Consider the following 13,966-nt stretch of genomic DNA (forward strand, 5'->3'; position numbering starts at 1 on the left):
CAGCCGGAACGGTCAGCGCCGGGAGCAGAGGGCTGAACCACCTTCAGGCTTCGAGCACTGAGCGCAGATCCTGGGCGAGGCCCGCGTTCACCCTGAGCCCCAGCCCCTCCGCCAGCTCCAGCGTCCACCGGGCGGCCCCGGCGTAACAGCGTTCCAGGTCGGCCAGACCGCCCGTGATGGCGGCGTAGCGCTCCAGGCTGGCCGCGTCCAGTTCCAGCTCGGCCCGGCGGGTGGCGTTCAGCCAGTGCTGGGTTCGGCCGCTGCGGAGCCGCGCCAGCATGAGCAGCCCGCTCTGCACCCACCACAGCAGCTCGTGCGCCCGCACGCGTTCGCCGCGTGAGAGCACGTTCAGCCCGAAGGCCAGCCAGTTCAGCAGGCGGTCGAGGACGGCCTGCGCCTCCGCCGCCGGGTCGCTCCGCCTCGCGGCCAGGGCGTCCAGCAGGGGCCGCAGGGCGCCGTCGGTGTCCTTGACCAGCATCCGGGCCGGCTCGGCGTGATCCCCGGGCCAGGTCGCCAGGGCGGCCAGCTCGGTGTTGGAGACCGCGTGCAGCTCCACGCGCAGCAGGCCCGGCAGCACGCCCACGAAGGTGCCGAACTCGTTCACCACGCAGTGCGTGAGCGGGGTCATCACGTCGAGCCAGGCGCGCAGGTCGAAGCTCTGCACACTTCCGGGGCTCAGGTACAGCCAGTATTCGAGGTCGCTGAACCCGTCCGCCGTGCCCTGCGTGAACGAGCCGTAGGCCAGCGCGTGGGTGATCCGCCGGTCGCGGTTCATGGCGGCGCGCAGGCGCTCGTCCAGGGCCTGATGGCGGCTCAGGTCACCGGATGGGCTCACGGGATGACCGCCTCCGCCTCGATCTCGACCAGGTGCGCCGGGTCGATCAGGGCGGCCACCTGCACCATGGTCGCCGCCGGACGGATCCTGCCGAAGACCTCGCCGTGCGCCCGGCCGACCTCCTCCCAGCGCGAGATGTCCGTCACGTAGATCCGGGTTCGCACCACGTCCTCCAGCCGCGCCCCGGCCTCCTCCAGCGCCCGGGCGATGATCTGCAGCGCCACGCGGGTCTGTGCGTAGGGGTCGCCCGGCGCCACGGCCTTCCCGTCCACCGTGGCGGTCGTGCCCGCGACCTGCACGGTCTGGCCCACCCGCACGGCGCGCGAGTAGCCGACCACCTCTTCCCAGGGGCTGCCGGAGGAGATGTTGCGTCTCATGGGGTTCAGCCTGACACCTGCGGCGCCCGGACGCAAAAAAAACGGGGCATCGGCCCCGCTCACGGCGGTCTGCCAACCGGCCGGGGGGGCCGTCCCCAGATCTGCTCGCCCGGAGCCCATGGGGCTGTCAGTCTGAGGGTTCATGATAGCCGCCTTCAGACAGCTTCATCCCAGCGTCCGGATCCGGCTGCTCACCACCTTTCTCAGCAAGGTCTTCGGCACCACCGTGGTGCCCTTCATGGGCCTGATGTTCGCGCGGGAGGCCGGGGCGCTCACGGCGGGCGCGCTGCTCGCCGCGCAGTTCGGGCTGCAGTTCGTCGTGGGCCTGTACGGCGGCGCGGCCTCCGACACGTATGGCCGCCGGCGCATGATGGTCTGGGGCGAGGCGGTCAAGCTGCTGGCCTTCGGGCTGATGCTGCTCGCGGCGCTGGGGGGTGCGCTGCTGTGGCCTATGTTCGCGGCCCTGCTGGTGCTCTCGGTCGGCAACGGCCTGACCAACCCGGCCGGAGAGGCCCTGCTGATCGACGCCAGCACGCCCGCCGACCGCGCCTTCATGTACAGCGTGAACTACTGGGGCAACAACCTGGGCTATCTGGTGGGGGCGCCGCTGGGGGCGCTGCTCTTCACGGATCACCTGGGCGTGCTGATGGGCCTGCTGACCGGCATGGCGGCCGTCATCCTGTGGGTCACGGCGCGTTTCATCCGGAACGTCCAGACCGCGGACGACCAGATGGCCGGCCCCCCCGCCGCCCCCCGGCCGGCCGGGTTCCGGGCACTGCTGGCGAGTTACCGCCAGGTGGCGACCCACCGCACGTTCCTGTGGTTCACGGCCGGCGGCACCCTGATCCTGAGCATCGAATACTCGCGCACCACGTTCCTGGCCGTGCGTCTTGACCGCGACCTGAGCGGCCAGACCCTCACCCTGCCCCTGAGCGGGCTGCCGCTGACGTTCGACGGCGCCCGCGCCCTGGCCCTGCTGAGCGCCGAGAACACCCTGCTGATCGTGCTGAGCACGGCCGCCGTGGCGCGCTTCCTGACTGGCCGCGACCCGCGCCGCTGGATGCTGGTGGGTTTCGCCCTCTTCGGCGCCGGCTACCTGGCCGCGATGGGCCTGGACACCCCGCTGGCCCTGCTGGGCGCGGGGCTGGTGCTCACGCTGGGCGAACTGCTCTACGTGCCCACCCGGCAGGCGGTGCAGGCCGACATGATCGACCCGGCCCGGCGCGGCGCCTACATGGCGGTGGGCAGCCTGGTCTTCCAGTTCGGCAAGCTGCTCGCGGCCGGCGGCCTGATGCTGTGGCCGCTGCTGGGCCAGGGCGGCCTGATGGCGGCCATGGCGCTGTTCACGGTGGCCGGCAGCCTGATCTCCTGGGGAGCCAGCGCCCTCGGCACGCGCGCCGCGCAGCCCGCCGCCGCCGACTGAGCCTGACTCCCCCTGGCACTACCGCCTCTCCTCATTCCCGGTACAGCTCGCCCGTGCGCGGGGTCAGCGTCCAGCGGGTCACGGCCCAGCCCCCCGCGCCCCGCGTCAGGTCGATGGTCAGGGTCATCCGCTCGCCGGGGACATACTGGCTGTCGGTCTTGTCGTCGGTGAAGCCCACGCTGACGGGCGCGGTGACCTGGGCCTGCCCGGCCGTGTCCAGCGGCATCTCCAGGGCGTCGAAGCCGAAGTTTCCCAGCCGCTCCAGCGGCACGTCGGCGTCCGTCAGGGCCAGCCAGGGGGTCGCGCGGGTCAGGGCGGCCTGGATGCGGCGCTGCACTTCGGCCGTCTGCGCCGCGCTGCGCGGCGGGCTGGGGCGGGCGTGGCTGGCCGCCACGTGCTGCGCGACGCGGCTCAGGTCGCCCAGCAGCCCGGCGGCCACGCCCAGCGGGTCGGCGGCCAGCTCCGTCAGGGCGGCGGGGGTCACGCGGGCCGCCGCGAAGCGCACGGAGCCGCTGCGGGCGTCGCGGATCAGCACGTCGTCGCGGCCGCTGGCGCGGCGCACGGTCACGGCGGGCCACCACCCCAGGTCGGAGAACTCGCGCCCCAGCGGGAACTGGGCCAGCACCGGCCCGGCGACGATCTGCCTGCCCTGTGGCTGGTACAGGCGCAGCGAGGCCGTGTCCCCCTGCCCGACCAGGCCCAGGTACTCGCGCGTGCCTGGCGCACTGAACGAGCCGCCCAGGCCCGTGCGGCGGGCGTCCGCGGCGGCGCCTGCCCGCGTGGGCCAGTCCCACCGCCCGAAATCTCCCAGCGACTGCCGGATGTCCGGGCCGTAGTTCGTCAGCCACTCGCGGGAGGTCGGCGGCAGCTTCTGCAGGTAGGCCCCGGCCTCGTCCGGCCGGCCGACCACGAGGCGCGTGGCGTAGCCCACCAGCACGCCGCCGCTGAACGCTTCCCCGCTGTTCATGCGCCGCGCGAACGCCTGCAGCACGCCGGGGAAGGCGCGGCTGTCGTCCACGTAGCGGCCGCCGTCCGGGTCGCCCTGGAAGGCGTACACCACGGGCAGCGGCGCGCTCTCGGCGAAGCTCATGCCGTAGGCGTAGGCGAAGCGCCAGTCGGCGCCGATCAGTTCCAGGGCCGGTGTGGAGTCCAGTTGACGCACGCTCAGGCTGTCGCTGTGGGCGGAGAAGACCTCCAGCAGCCGGCGCGGCGGCGTGGTCAGCGAGTACAGCGTGTGCGTGAAGCAGCAGTGCGCCCCGCCCGAGAAGGCCGAGAGCATGATCTCCGGCACGCCGTCGCCGGTGATGTCGCGGCAGAAGTCCACCGCCACCCGCTCGTCCTCCACGCTGGCGTAGACCTTCGCCCCGCGCGTGATGCTCAGGCGATCCGGCGGGTCGCCGAAGCCGTTCTCCTGCAGGCGGATGGTGTAGGCCCCGCAGCCGTGGGAGCTTGTTCTCACCGGGGCCATTTCATCGGCCTGCGCGTTGGCCGGAGCAGGCAGCAGGGCCAGGGAAATCGTCATGAGGCAGGCAGCGGCGAACACGCGGGCGGCGGCAGCGGACAGCAGGCTGGGCATGGCGGACTCCTGAGGCTGGCGGGGCGGAGGGCTGTGGGAGGAACGGGGCAACAGACCGTAGGCTGAATCCAGTAGATCACGCGCTGCGGCGGGGCGGCTCCCCGGACTGCCCCTCCTGCCCTGTCCAACCGCGACCGGTCTTACCACCAACCTAACGCTCGTTAGGTACACTGGCCTCAGCAGTGCCTGCCCCCTCGCCCCGTCCCGGAGGTACCCCATGACTCAGCCCACCCCGCACGACCTGCACCTGCAGGAAACGCCCGAGCAGCACGCCGCTTTCGAGGCCCGCATCGCGCGCGGCGAGAAGATCGAGGCCGGCGACTGGATGCCCGCCGAGTACCGCCGCCAGCTCATCCGCATGATCTCGCAGCACGCCCACAGCGAGGTCGTCGGCATGTTGCCCGAGGGCGAGTGGATCAGCCGGGCGCCGTCCCTGAAGCGCAAGACCATCCTGATGGCGAAGGTGCAGGACGAGGCCGGGCACGGCCAGTACCTCTACCACGCCGCCGAGACCCTGGGCGCCACCCGCGGGGACATGCTCCAGGCGCTCCTGAGCGGCAAGGCCAAATACTCCAGCATCTTCAACTACCCCACCCGGAGCTGGGCCGACGTCGGCATGATCGGCTGGCTGGTCGACGGCGCCGCCATCAAGAACCAGACCATGCTGGCGGGCTGCTCCTACGGGCCGTACTCCCGCGCGATGGTGCGGATCTGCTCTGAGGAGACCTTCCACCACAAGCAGGGCAAGGAGATGATCGTGCAGTACGCCCAGGGCACGCCCGAGCAGCGCGCGATGGCCCAGGACGCCCTGAACCGCTGGTGGTGGCCGGCCGTGATGATGCTCGGCCCGCACGACTCCGACAGCCCGAATACCGGCGCCCTGAGCCGTTGGGGCATCAAGCTCAAGAGCAACGACGAGGTGCGCCAGGAGTTCATCAACGAGCACGTCCCCGAACTGCTGGAAGCCGGCCTGACCATCCCCGATCCGGAGATGCATCAGGACGAGCAGGGCAACTGGAAACACGGCCCCATCGACTGGGACGAGTTCTGGGCGGTCATCCGGGGCGAGCGGGGGCTGAATAAGGAACGCCTCGGCGCCCGCCAGGCCGCCCACGACGACGGGGCCTGGGTGCGCGAGGCGCTGCAGGCGTACACGGATCGACTGCGGGGCGTGGCGGCGGATTGACCGGGCTCTGAGCTCTGAGCTCTGAGCTCTGAACAGACCGGGCTTTTTCAGAGCTCAGAGCTCACGGCCCACCAAGGAAAAGCGATGACCCAACTCCACCCGAATCCCCAGCCCGCCGATACCCAGTGGCCGCGCTGGGAAGTCTTCAAACAGGACGCGCCCGGCCGCCCCCATCAGGCGGTGGGCAGCGTCCATGCCGGCGATCCGGATCACGCCCTGCTGACCGCCCGCAACGTCTTCGTGCGCCGCCCCGCCGCCGTGAGCCTGTGGGCGGTGCGGGGGGACGACCTGCTGACCGCCACGCCGGAAGAACTGCTCACCCACCCGGAGGTGCTGGACACGCCCGGCGAGACCGGCACCTACCACGTGGGCGTCAAGCGCACCAACAAGCGCTCGATGACCTTCGTGGATCTGAGCGGCACCGTCGAGGCGACGGGCCGTGGCGACGCCCTGCGCCAGGCCCGGAGCCTGCACCCGGAGGTGCTCGCCTGGATGGTCTTTCCGGAGTCGGCGGTCGTCCGCACGGGTGACGACCCCGGCACCGTGGAGAGCTGGTTCGCCCCCGCGAAGGACAAGACCTACAAGCAGCAGCAGTATTACGGCGTGATCGGCCGCCACGTCGGAGAACTCAAGAGATCGGGCCTGATGCCCCGGCAGGTCAACGAGGAGCCGCACGTGGGCGACCAGAAGGTTCACGACCACCCGCATCTGGCCGGCAAGGTGAAGCCATGACCGCTGCCACCACCGCCCTGACGCCCACCCAGCAGGCCGCCCTGATCCGCAAGCTGACTGCCCTGGCCGACGACGAGATCATCCTGGCCCACCGGGGCGGCGAGTGGACGGGCCACGCGCCCATCCTGGAGGAGGACATCGCGCTGGCGAACATCGCGCAGGACGAGCTGGGCCACGCCGGCCTGTACCTGGAGCTGCGCCGCGCGCTGGACGGCTCTGACCCCGACCGCCTGGCCTTCTTCCGGGGCGCCCCCGAGTACACCTGTGCCCGCCTCGTCGAACTCCCCAAGGGCGACTGGGCCTTTACGATGCTCCGCCAGTTCCTCTTCGACGCCTCCGAGGCCCTGTGGCTGGAGGCCGCCACGCGCAGCACCTACGCCCCCCTGGCCGAGGTCGCCGCCAAGGCCGTGCGCGAGGAAAAGTTCCACCTGCAGCACACCGCCCTGTGGGTCGAGCGCCTCGCCCTGGGCACCGGGGAAAGCGAGCGCCGCCTGCAGGCCGCCTTGGACGAACTGTGGCCCCACGCTGCCCAACTCTTCCAACCCGTCGAGGGCGAGGAAGAACTGGTACAGGCTGGCCTCCTCCCCGACCTGAACGCCGTCCACACCCGCTGGCAGGCCCTCGTCACCCGCCAGCTCATCGAGAAGTGCGGCCTGAAGCTCCCCGCCGCCTTCCCCGACCCCGCCGGCCGCGACACCCACACGGAGCACCTCGCCCCCCTCCTGGCCGAGATGCAGAGCGTGGCACGGGCGCACCCGGAGGCGGAGACATGGTGATGGTTGATGGTCGATGGGTGATGGAAAAAGATGGAGAACCATCAACCATCAACGATCTACCATCAACGGTTTGGAAGGCGCTTGCCGCCGTTCCAGACCCCGAAATTCCCGTTGTCAGCATCACCGACATGGGCATGGTGCGCGAGGTGGCGGTGGACGGCGGGCGCGTCATCGTCACCTTCACCCCGACCTTCAGCGGGTGCCCGGCGCTGCACGTCATCCGGGACAGCATCGAGCAGGCCGTGCGCGATCTGGGCGTGGCCGAGGTGGAGGTCAGGAGCACCCTGACGCCGCCCTGGACGACCGACTGGATCAACGACGATGCCCGCGAACGTCTGCGCCAGTACGGCATCGCGCCGCCCGCGCCCGCCGAGCACGGCCTGATTCAACTGGACGTGGAACCCACCCGCTGCCCCCGCTGCGGCTCCCTGAACGTGCGAATGACCGCCAGCTTCGGCCCGACGCTGTGCAAGCGCATGTATGTGTGCGACGCGTGTCGGGAACCGTTTGAGGGGTTTAAGAGCGTGTGATTTCAGGCTGTCAGAATCAGTGGCGCACCCCTGGTAATCATGACGGTGTGTTCAAAGTGCGCGGCTATGCCACCGTCAGAGGTGGCAATCGTCCAGCCGTCCTTCAGGGTTCTGGTACGCCAGTTTCGGCCGCTGGAGACCATAGGCTCCACGGCGAGCACCAGACCCTCGTGCAGGGGCTTCTTCAGCCTCGGGTCGTAGAAACTGGGCACATCTGGTTTCTCGTGGATGGCTCGGCCCACGCCATGTCCGCGCAATTCGCGGAGCAGGGTGAACCCACGCCGGGCCACTTCCGCTTCAATCGCCCGGCCGATGCCGTTCAGTGGGTGGCCGACGCGGGCCGCTTTCATGGCCTGGGCAAATGCGGCCTCGGCACAGGCGATCAGGCGGGCGGCCACAGGCGAGACGGGCGGAACCGCCACCGTCACGGCCGCGTCGGCGACGAAGCCTCCCACATTGGGCGTCACATCAATGCTGACCACGTCGCCCGCCGCCAGAGGCCGATGCGTGGGCAGGCCATGCACAATGTCCTCGTTCACGCTGATGAACACGTTGACCGGAGCGCTGTACTCCAGGCGGGGTGCGGAGAGCGCTCCATACTGGGCGAACACCTGACCAGCCAGCGCGTCCAGTTCCGCTGGGGTGACCCCTGGTTCCACAGCGGCCTTCAACACCTCAAGCGTTCTGGCAACGACCTTGCCGGCCAGCTTCATGCCCTCCAGGTCGTATTCGTTGTTCACCGTCATACGGAATGGTAGTTCATCCGCAAAGGAGTCCACATGACTCAATCCACCCTTCAACTCCTCCGCCCCGCTTCCTACATCGCCGGCCGCTGGCACGCCAACGCGGACGGGCAAACGCTGATTGATGCCGTGTATGGCCGCCCCGTGGCGGTCATCTCGTCCGAGGGGGTGGATTTTGCCGGGGCGCTGGCCTACGGGCGGCGGCAGGGCGCGGCGATCCGCAAGCTGACCTTCCACACGCGGGCGCGGGCACTCCGGGCGCTGGGCACGTACCTGATGGAGCGCAAGGAGGCGTACTACGGGCTGAGCATGCTCACCGGCGCGACCCGCCGCGACTCCTGGGTGGACATCGAGGGCGGCATCGGCACGCTGTTCAGCTACTCCAGCGTGGCGCGGCGCGAACTGCCCGACGAGCGCTTCTGGCCCGATGGGAAGGTGGAGCGGCTGGGCAGGGAGGGCACCTTCGTGGGCCGCCACCTGCTCGTGCCGCGTGAGGGCGTGGCCGTGCAGATCAACGCCTTCAACTTCCCGGTGTGGGGAATGCTGGAAAAACTGGCGCCGGCCTTCATCGGCGGGATGCCGACCCTGGTCAAGCCCGCGCCCCAGACGGCCTACGTCACCGAGCGCGTGGTGCGCGACATCATCGAGTCGGGCCTGCTGCCCGAGGGCGCCCTGCAACTCGTGACCGGCGAGCCCGGCGACCTGCTCGACCACCTGGAGGAACAGGACACCGTGGCCTTCACCGGTTCGGCGGCGACGGCGGCCAAATTGCGCGTGCATCCCGTCATCGTGAATCGCAATGTCTCCTTCAACACCGAGGCCGACTCGCTCAACGCCTCCGTGCTGGGCCTGAGCGTGCGGCCCGAAGATCCCGAATTCGCCCTGTACGTGCGCGAGGTGGCCCGCGAGATCACCGGCAAGGCCGGCCAGAAGTGCACCGCGATCCGCCGCGCCATCGTGCCGGCGCATCTGATCGAGGCCGTCACGGAGGGCCTGCGCCGCGAGCTGGGCAAGGTCACGATGGGCGACCCGGCGCGCGACGACGTGCGGATGGGCGCCCTGGTCAGCACCCAGCAGCGCGAGCGCGTGCGCGAAACGTTGCGCCAGCTTCAGGCCGAGGCGCGCATCGTCATCACGAACGAGACGCCCCTGCTGGGCGGCGACCCGGAAAAGGGCGCCTTCCTGGAGCCCACCGTGCTGCTGTGCGAGTCGCCCCTGACGGCCCGGGGGCCGCACGAGCTGGAGGCCTTCGGCCCCGTGGCGACCCTGCTGCCGTATGAAACGTTAGACGATGCGGCCGAACTGGCCCGCATGGGCCGCGGCTCGCTGGCGGGTTCGATCATCACCCACGACCGCGCCGAGGCGACCGAACTCGTGATGGGCATGGCGAGCACGCACGGGCGCCTGCTGGTGCTGAACCGCGAGAACGCCAAAGAAAACACCGGCCACGGCTCGCCGCTGCCGCAGCTCAACCACGGCGGCCCCGGCCGGGCGGGCGGCGGCTCCGAGCTGGGCGGCCTGAGCGCCGTGCGCCACCACATGAACCGCGTGGCCGTGCAGGCCGACCCCACCACCCTCACCGCCCTGACCCGCGAATACGTGGTGGGCGGCGCCGTGCGGGAGGACGTGGTGCACCCCTTCCGCAAGTCCTTCGACGAGATCCAGGTCGGGGACTCGCTGCTCACCCACCGCCGCACGGTCACCGAGGCGGACATCGTGAACTTCGCGGGCCTGACCGGCGACCACTTCTACGCCCATGTGGACGAGATCGGGGCGAAGGGGGGCATCTTCGGCAAGCGGGTGGCGCACGGCTACTTCCTGATCTCGGCGGCCGCCGGGCAGTTCGTCTCGCCCGCGCCGGGGCCGGTGCTGGCGAACTACGGGCTGGAGAACCTGCGTTTCGTCGAGCCGGTGGGCATCGGCGACACCATCCGCACGCGGCTGACCTGCAAGCGCCGCATCCGCAAGGAGCTGCGCCCAGGCGAGACGCGCCCCACGGGTGTGGTGGAGTGGCACGCCGAAATCACCAACCAGCACGAACAGCTCGTCGCCACCTACGACATCCTGACCCTGGCCGAGCGGGCGCGGGACGAATTCGACCCGCCTGCTGCCGAGGCCTGACCTGTGCCCACCGACGCGCGGGGTGAGTTGCAGGATGGACGTTTCGACTTCCATGCCCTCAAGGACGGCCGGGTGATCGTCTCTTGGTACGGGCGGCCCGTGACCACGTTGGCCGGCCGCGACGCCGAACGCTTTCTGGCGCGGCTGGCTGAACTGGAGAGGGCCGGGCTGGATGACCATGCGGCGCAACTCGTGATGGCCCGCGCGACCGGGAATTTCCGGCGCGGCAACGAGGGTCGCTGAGGGTCGGGTGTTCCTCTCGGTGTAGCGCTGCTCTCCACGGGCACGGACATACGCTGGTCGCATGGCCCTCCTGATCGCTGGCCTGGATCATGTGCAGATCGAAGCCCCTGCGGGCTGTGAGGAACAGGCGCGGGCGTTTTTCGGGGCTGTCCTGGGGCTTCCGGAGCTGGAAAAGCCGCCGGCCCTGCGCGCCCGCGGCGGCGTGTGGTTCGCCCTGCCGGATGGGCGGCAACTGCACATCGGCGTCACGCCCGACTTCGTGCCGCGCACCAGGGGGCACCCGGCGCTGCGCTGCGCCGATCTCGCGGCGTTCGTGGCCCACTGCGGGGCGCACGGCGTTCCCTGCCGCCCGGACACCGAGGCGGGCGTGCCGCGTGTCTTCCTGGCCGACCCTTTCGGCAACCGGCTGGAGGTCGTCCAGCATCCGGCGTCGGTGTCCGAAGCCCCCGGCCTCCGCGTCCGGCCCTGACCGGCGCCGAACCCCCCCCGCCGACCCCCGCGAGATTCCTAAAGAAACGCCCCACACGGCCCCTATAGGCATCCGACCACAGGGGGGTACGGTGGGCTCAGCTCCGCACACCCTGCCTTTAAGCGTGAGATAATTTACAATTACGCTGTCGGGTGAATATGACACCACGTCTGGACGGTCAGTGACCGGCGCCCAGCCGGGTTCGGCCGGAACTGCAGAGGAGGCATCAATGAACGTAACAGACCTGATCCAATCTTTCTTCGGTGGGGAACACGGGGCGCGGCTCGGCCAGGCGGCCGGACTGGACGCCCCGGCGGCGCAGAGTGCCCTGACCGTGGGTCTGCCGCTGCAGCTTGACGCGCTGGCGGATCATGCCGGCACCCCCGAAGGCCAGTCCCAGATCGCCGAAGCCGTGGAGAACCTGCCCCGCTTCGGCAGCGTGCAGGAGGCCCTGGCGGGCCCCGACGGCGCCACGAACCTCCAGCGTGCGGGTGAACTGCTCGGGCCGGCCCTGCTGGGCGGGCGAGCCGAGAGCATCACCCAGACCGTGGCCACGCAGACCGGCGCGGCTCCGGCAGGGGTCAGCCACCTGCTGCAGATGGCGATGCCGCTGCTGCTCAGCCAGCTCGGCCAGCGGGCCGGTCTCAACCCGGGCAATGTCGGCGCGGTGCTGGGCGGCCTGAAGGGTGGCCTGGGCTCGGTGCTCGGGGCCGGTGCAGCGGGACTGGGTGCAGCCGGAATGGGCGCAGCCGGAATAGCCGCTGCCTCCGGCCTGACTGGAACGCACACGCCGCACACCCCCGAGACCGGGAGTCTGCCGGACATGGGCAGCGCGGCCATGCCCACCAGCCCGGCCCCCACGGCTGCGGCGTCCACACCTGAGGCGCCTTCCACGTCGGGTGCTCCCGCACCGATGCCGGCCGCCTCAGACGCGGTTCCGGTGGGCGCGGCCCCAATGTCGGCGGCCCTGACCTCCGCCGGTCTGCTGGACTTCCTCCGGGGGCAGTTCGGCGGCGCCTCGGCCGACAAGATCGGTTCGGTCGCCGGGTTTGGCGGCAGCACGGCCGGGCGGGCCACCCAGGCGGCGCTGCCGCTGATCCTGAACGCCCTGGTCAACAAGGGCAAGACCGAGAGCGGCGCCAGCGACGTGCTGAACATGGCCAGACCCTTCAGCGCCCTGAGCGACGACAGCGGCCACCTCAACACCAACCTGCTGAGCGACACGGCCGAACTGTCCCGGATCGAGGGGCAGGGGCGCGGCCTGCTGGGCCCGCTGTTCGGCAACGTCGATGAACTGACCGGCCGGCTGGGCACGGCGCTGGGCGGCAGCGGCGCCAGCGCGGGCCGGCTGCTGGCCCTGCTGACCCCCCTGGTGCTCTCGGTGCTGGGTGGGCGTGCCCGGGCCGGCAACATGAACGCGGGCGGCCTGAGCGGCCTGCTGGGCGGCCTGGGCGGCAGCCTGAGCGGCCTGCTGCCCTCGGGGCTGTCCAGTCTGGGCGCCCTGCTGGGGGCAGGCACCCTGGCCGGCGCCGCGGGCGCGGCCATGAGCAGCGTTCCTGCGCCGTCCAGCCCCACGCCCTCCAGCGCGGCGCCGTCCAGGCCTCCCGCCACCGCGAAGGGCACGGTGCCCGGCCCGGCCGCGGCGGCGCCCATTCCTCCGGCTCCTCCCGCAGCCACGACCGACCGGCGCGGCGGCTTCCCGCTGTGGCTGATTCCCCTGCTGGCCGTGCTGCTGCTGGGCGGATGCTGGCTGCTGCGTCAGCGCCCCGCCACCACGACGGCCACGACCGGCACCAGCGGCGCGGCGACCACGGGCACCGACACCACGGGCACGGGCACCACGGGCACTGACACCACCGGCACCGATACCGCGGGCACCGGCACCACCGATACGGGCACGGCGGCGACCGATCCAGCCGCGACGACCGGCGCCACGGATACGGCGGCGGCCGGCACCTTCGCGATCAGTGAGCCTGCGGCCGACGCCACCCTGCCGGCCGGCGGCTTCACCCTGCGCGGTACGGGCAAGGCCGGCGACACGCTGCAGGTGCTCGAAGACGGCACCAGCCTCGGTAACGTCACGGTGGGCGAGGACGGCAGCTGGTCGCTGGACGTGCCCAGCCCCTCCGCCGGCGCCCACACCTACAGCGTCAAGGGTGCCGACGGCGCTGAACTCGGGTCGGTCGCCGCCACCATCGGCGCGGCGGACGCCAACGCCAGCGCGGCCAACTGCACCGAGGACTACAGCCTGAGCATCACCGACGGGCAGACCGTCACGGAGCCCTTCCGCTTCGGCGGGAAGGGGCAGGGCCAGGGCTACAGCGTGACCGTGCAGCGCGGCGAGCGCACCATCGGCACCAAGAACATCCCGCTCGACAGCACCTGCGGCTGGAGCTACCAGAGCAAGCCCGGCGCCGGCGCCGTCACCTACGTCGTCCGGCCCATCGGCGACGCGGCGGCCGAGCCGCTGAGCACGGTCAACGTGACCGTCAGCAGGTAACGCGGCTTCAGCTCACGTCATCGGGATTCAGTGCTGGGCCGTCCGCTTCGGTGGGCGGCCCGGTCGCGTCTCCCTCGACGCCTTTGGAGCAGGGCCGAGGATATCGGCGTGCAGGATGCGGTGGGCGTCAGCGGCTGACCGTCCACATTCCAGCGAACTCGGCGAGCTGCGTGTTGGTGTCCGGCGTGGCGTAGGCGCTGATGCTGCCGTCGAGATACAGGGCGTCCGGACACTTCAGGGTGTCCCGGAAGAACACAGCGAAGGTGTAGAAGTTGACCGGCCCGGCGCTGAGCGCGAATTTGACCTGTCCGCCGGCACACACCCCCACCCCGCTGCGAACCTTGAACGAGGTGCCGCTGCGGTTGAAGTCGGGATGGAGCTTTCCGCCCTGCACCAGCAGCGGCCCCGACTGGGTCGCCCAGGTGGGAGAGACCCTCAGCCGGCTGTAGGCCCGC

The 13,966-nt window shown here is 70.9% G+C and carries 14 protein-coding genes (1 of these 14 only partly in view); 9 read left to right on the forward strand and 5 right to left on the reverse strand.

Annotation, left to right across the window (positions count from 1 at the left end; genetic code table 11):
• Nucleotides 1–43: 43 nt before the first annotated feature.
• The gene (locus CVO96_RS09315) at nt 44–835 is read right to left on the reverse strand and encodes a hypothetical protein (protein ID WP_103311994.1); all 792 of its coding nucleotides are present in this window, start codon (nt 833–835) and stop codon (nt 44–46) included.
• Nucleotides 832–1,212 carry a RidA family protein gene (locus CVO96_RS09320; protein ID WP_103311995.1) on the reverse strand — a complete coding sequence of 127 codons (381 nt, stop codon included), beginning with the start codon at nt 1,210–1,212 and terminating at the stop codon, nt 832–834. Before CVO96_RS09320 ends, CVO96_RS09315 begins: the two co-directional genes overlap by 4 nt.
• A gap of 142 nt (nt 1,213–1,354) precedes the next feature.
• Here CVO96_RS09320 and CVO96_RS09325 point away from each other — a divergent pair, with 142 nt between their 5' ends.
• Nucleotides 1,355–2,635, forward strand: a complete 1,281-nt coding sequence (locus CVO96_RS09325) for an MFS transporter (RefSeq protein WP_103311996.1) — start codon at nt 1,355–1,357, stop codon at nt 2,633–2,635.
• A 31-nt stretch (nt 2,636–2,666) separates the two neighbouring features.
• Here the strand turns inward: CVO96_RS09325 and CVO96_RS09330 are convergent, their stop codons facing one another.
• Complete coding sequence (locus CVO96_RS09330) at nt 2,667–4,211, reverse strand: hypothetical protein (protein WP_103311997.1); 1,545 nt, start codon at nt 4,209–4,211, stop codon at nt 2,667–2,669.
• 217 nt (nt 4,212–4,428) lie between these two features.
• Between CVO96_RS09330 and paaA the strand changes: the two genes are divergently transcribed.
• The 4 genes from paaA to paaD all read left to right on the forward strand — a co-directional run bounded on the left by paaA (nt 4,429) and on the right by paaD (nt 7,435).
• Complete coding sequence (paaA, locus tag CVO96_RS09335; protein WP_103311998.1) at nt 4,429–5,397, forward strand: 1,2-phenylacetyl-CoA epoxidase subunit PaaA; 969 nt, start codon at nt 4,429–4,431, stop codon at nt 5,395–5,397.
• A gap of 84 nt (nt 5,398–5,481) precedes the next feature.
• Entirely contained in the window at nt 5,482–6,129 is a 648-nt protein-coding gene (locus tag CVO96_RS09340) for a phenylacetic acid degradation protein (RefSeq protein WP_103311999.1), read from the forward strand.
• Complete coding sequence (paaC, locus tag CVO96_RS09345; protein ID WP_103312000.1) at nt 6,126–6,905, forward strand: 1,2-phenylacetyl-CoA epoxidase subunit PaaC; 780 nt, start codon at nt 6,126–6,128, stop codon at nt 6,903–6,905. The genes CVO96_RS09340 and paaC overlap by 4 nt, the downstream gene beginning before the upstream one ends.
• Nucleotides 6,905–7,435, forward strand: a complete 531-nt coding sequence (paaD, locus tag CVO96_RS09350; RefSeq protein WP_423739377.1) for a 1,2-phenylacetyl-CoA epoxidase subunit PaaD — start codon at nt 6,905–6,907, stop codon at nt 7,433–7,435. The genes paaC and paaD overlap by 1 nt, the downstream gene beginning before the upstream one ends.
• 2 nt (nt 7,436–7,437) lie before the next feature.
• Here paaD and map read toward each other — a convergent pair whose 3' ends face one another.
• Nucleotides 7,438–8,181 carry a type I methionyl aminopeptidase gene (gene map / locus CVO96_RS09355; RefSeq protein WP_103312002.1) on the reverse strand — a complete coding sequence of 248 codons (744 nt, stop codon included), beginning with the start codon at nt 8,179–8,181 and terminating at the stop codon, nt 7,438–7,440.
• 33 nt (nt 8,182–8,214) lie between these two features.
• Between map and paaZ the strand changes: the two genes are divergently transcribed.
• From paaZ to CVO96_RS09380, 4 genes are all read left to right on the forward strand, one after another.
• Complete coding sequence (gene paaZ, locus CVO96_RS09360; RefSeq protein ID WP_103312003.1) at nt 8,215–10,299, forward strand: phenylacetic acid degradation bifunctional protein PaaZ; 2,085 nt, start codon at nt 8,215–8,217, stop codon at nt 10,297–10,299.
• 3 nt (nt 10,300–10,302) lie between these two features.
• Nucleotides 10,303–10,542 carry a hypothetical protein gene (locus CVO96_RS09365; RefSeq protein WP_103312004.1) on the forward strand — a complete coding sequence of 80 codons (240 nt, stop codon included), beginning with the start codon at nt 10,303–10,305 and terminating at the stop codon, nt 10,540–10,542.
• A 61-nt stretch (nt 10,543–10,603) separates the two neighbouring features.
• Nucleotides 10,604–11,011: a VOC family protein gene (locus CVO96_RS09370; RefSeq protein ID WP_103312005.1), complete on the forward strand. Its 408-nt coding sequence runs from the start codon at nt 10,604–10,606 to the stop codon at nt 11,009–11,011.
• A gap of 229 nt (nt 11,012–11,240) precedes the next feature.
• Entirely contained in the window at nt 11,241–13,511 is a 2,271-nt protein-coding gene (locus CVO96_RS09380) for a DUF937 domain-containing protein (protein WP_243398266.1), read from the forward strand.
• A gap of 127 nt (nt 13,512–13,638) precedes the next feature.
• Here the strand turns inward: CVO96_RS09380 and CVO96_RS09385 are convergent, their stop codons facing one another.
• Nucleotides 13,639–13,966, reverse strand: partial view of a phosphodiester glycosidase family protein gene (locus CVO96_RS09385; RefSeq protein ID WP_103313398.1) — the 3' end only. Its footprint extends 407 nt past the window's final position; the window shows 328 of its 735 coding nt (coding positions 408–735); the start codon falls outside the window, past its right edge; the stop codon is at nt 13,639–13,641.

It is taken from the genome of Deinococcus koreensis, assembly GCF_002901445.1.
Taxonomy (GTDB): domain Bacteria; phylum Deinococcota; class Deinococci; order Deinococcales; family Deinococcaceae; genus Deinococcus; species Deinococcus koreensis.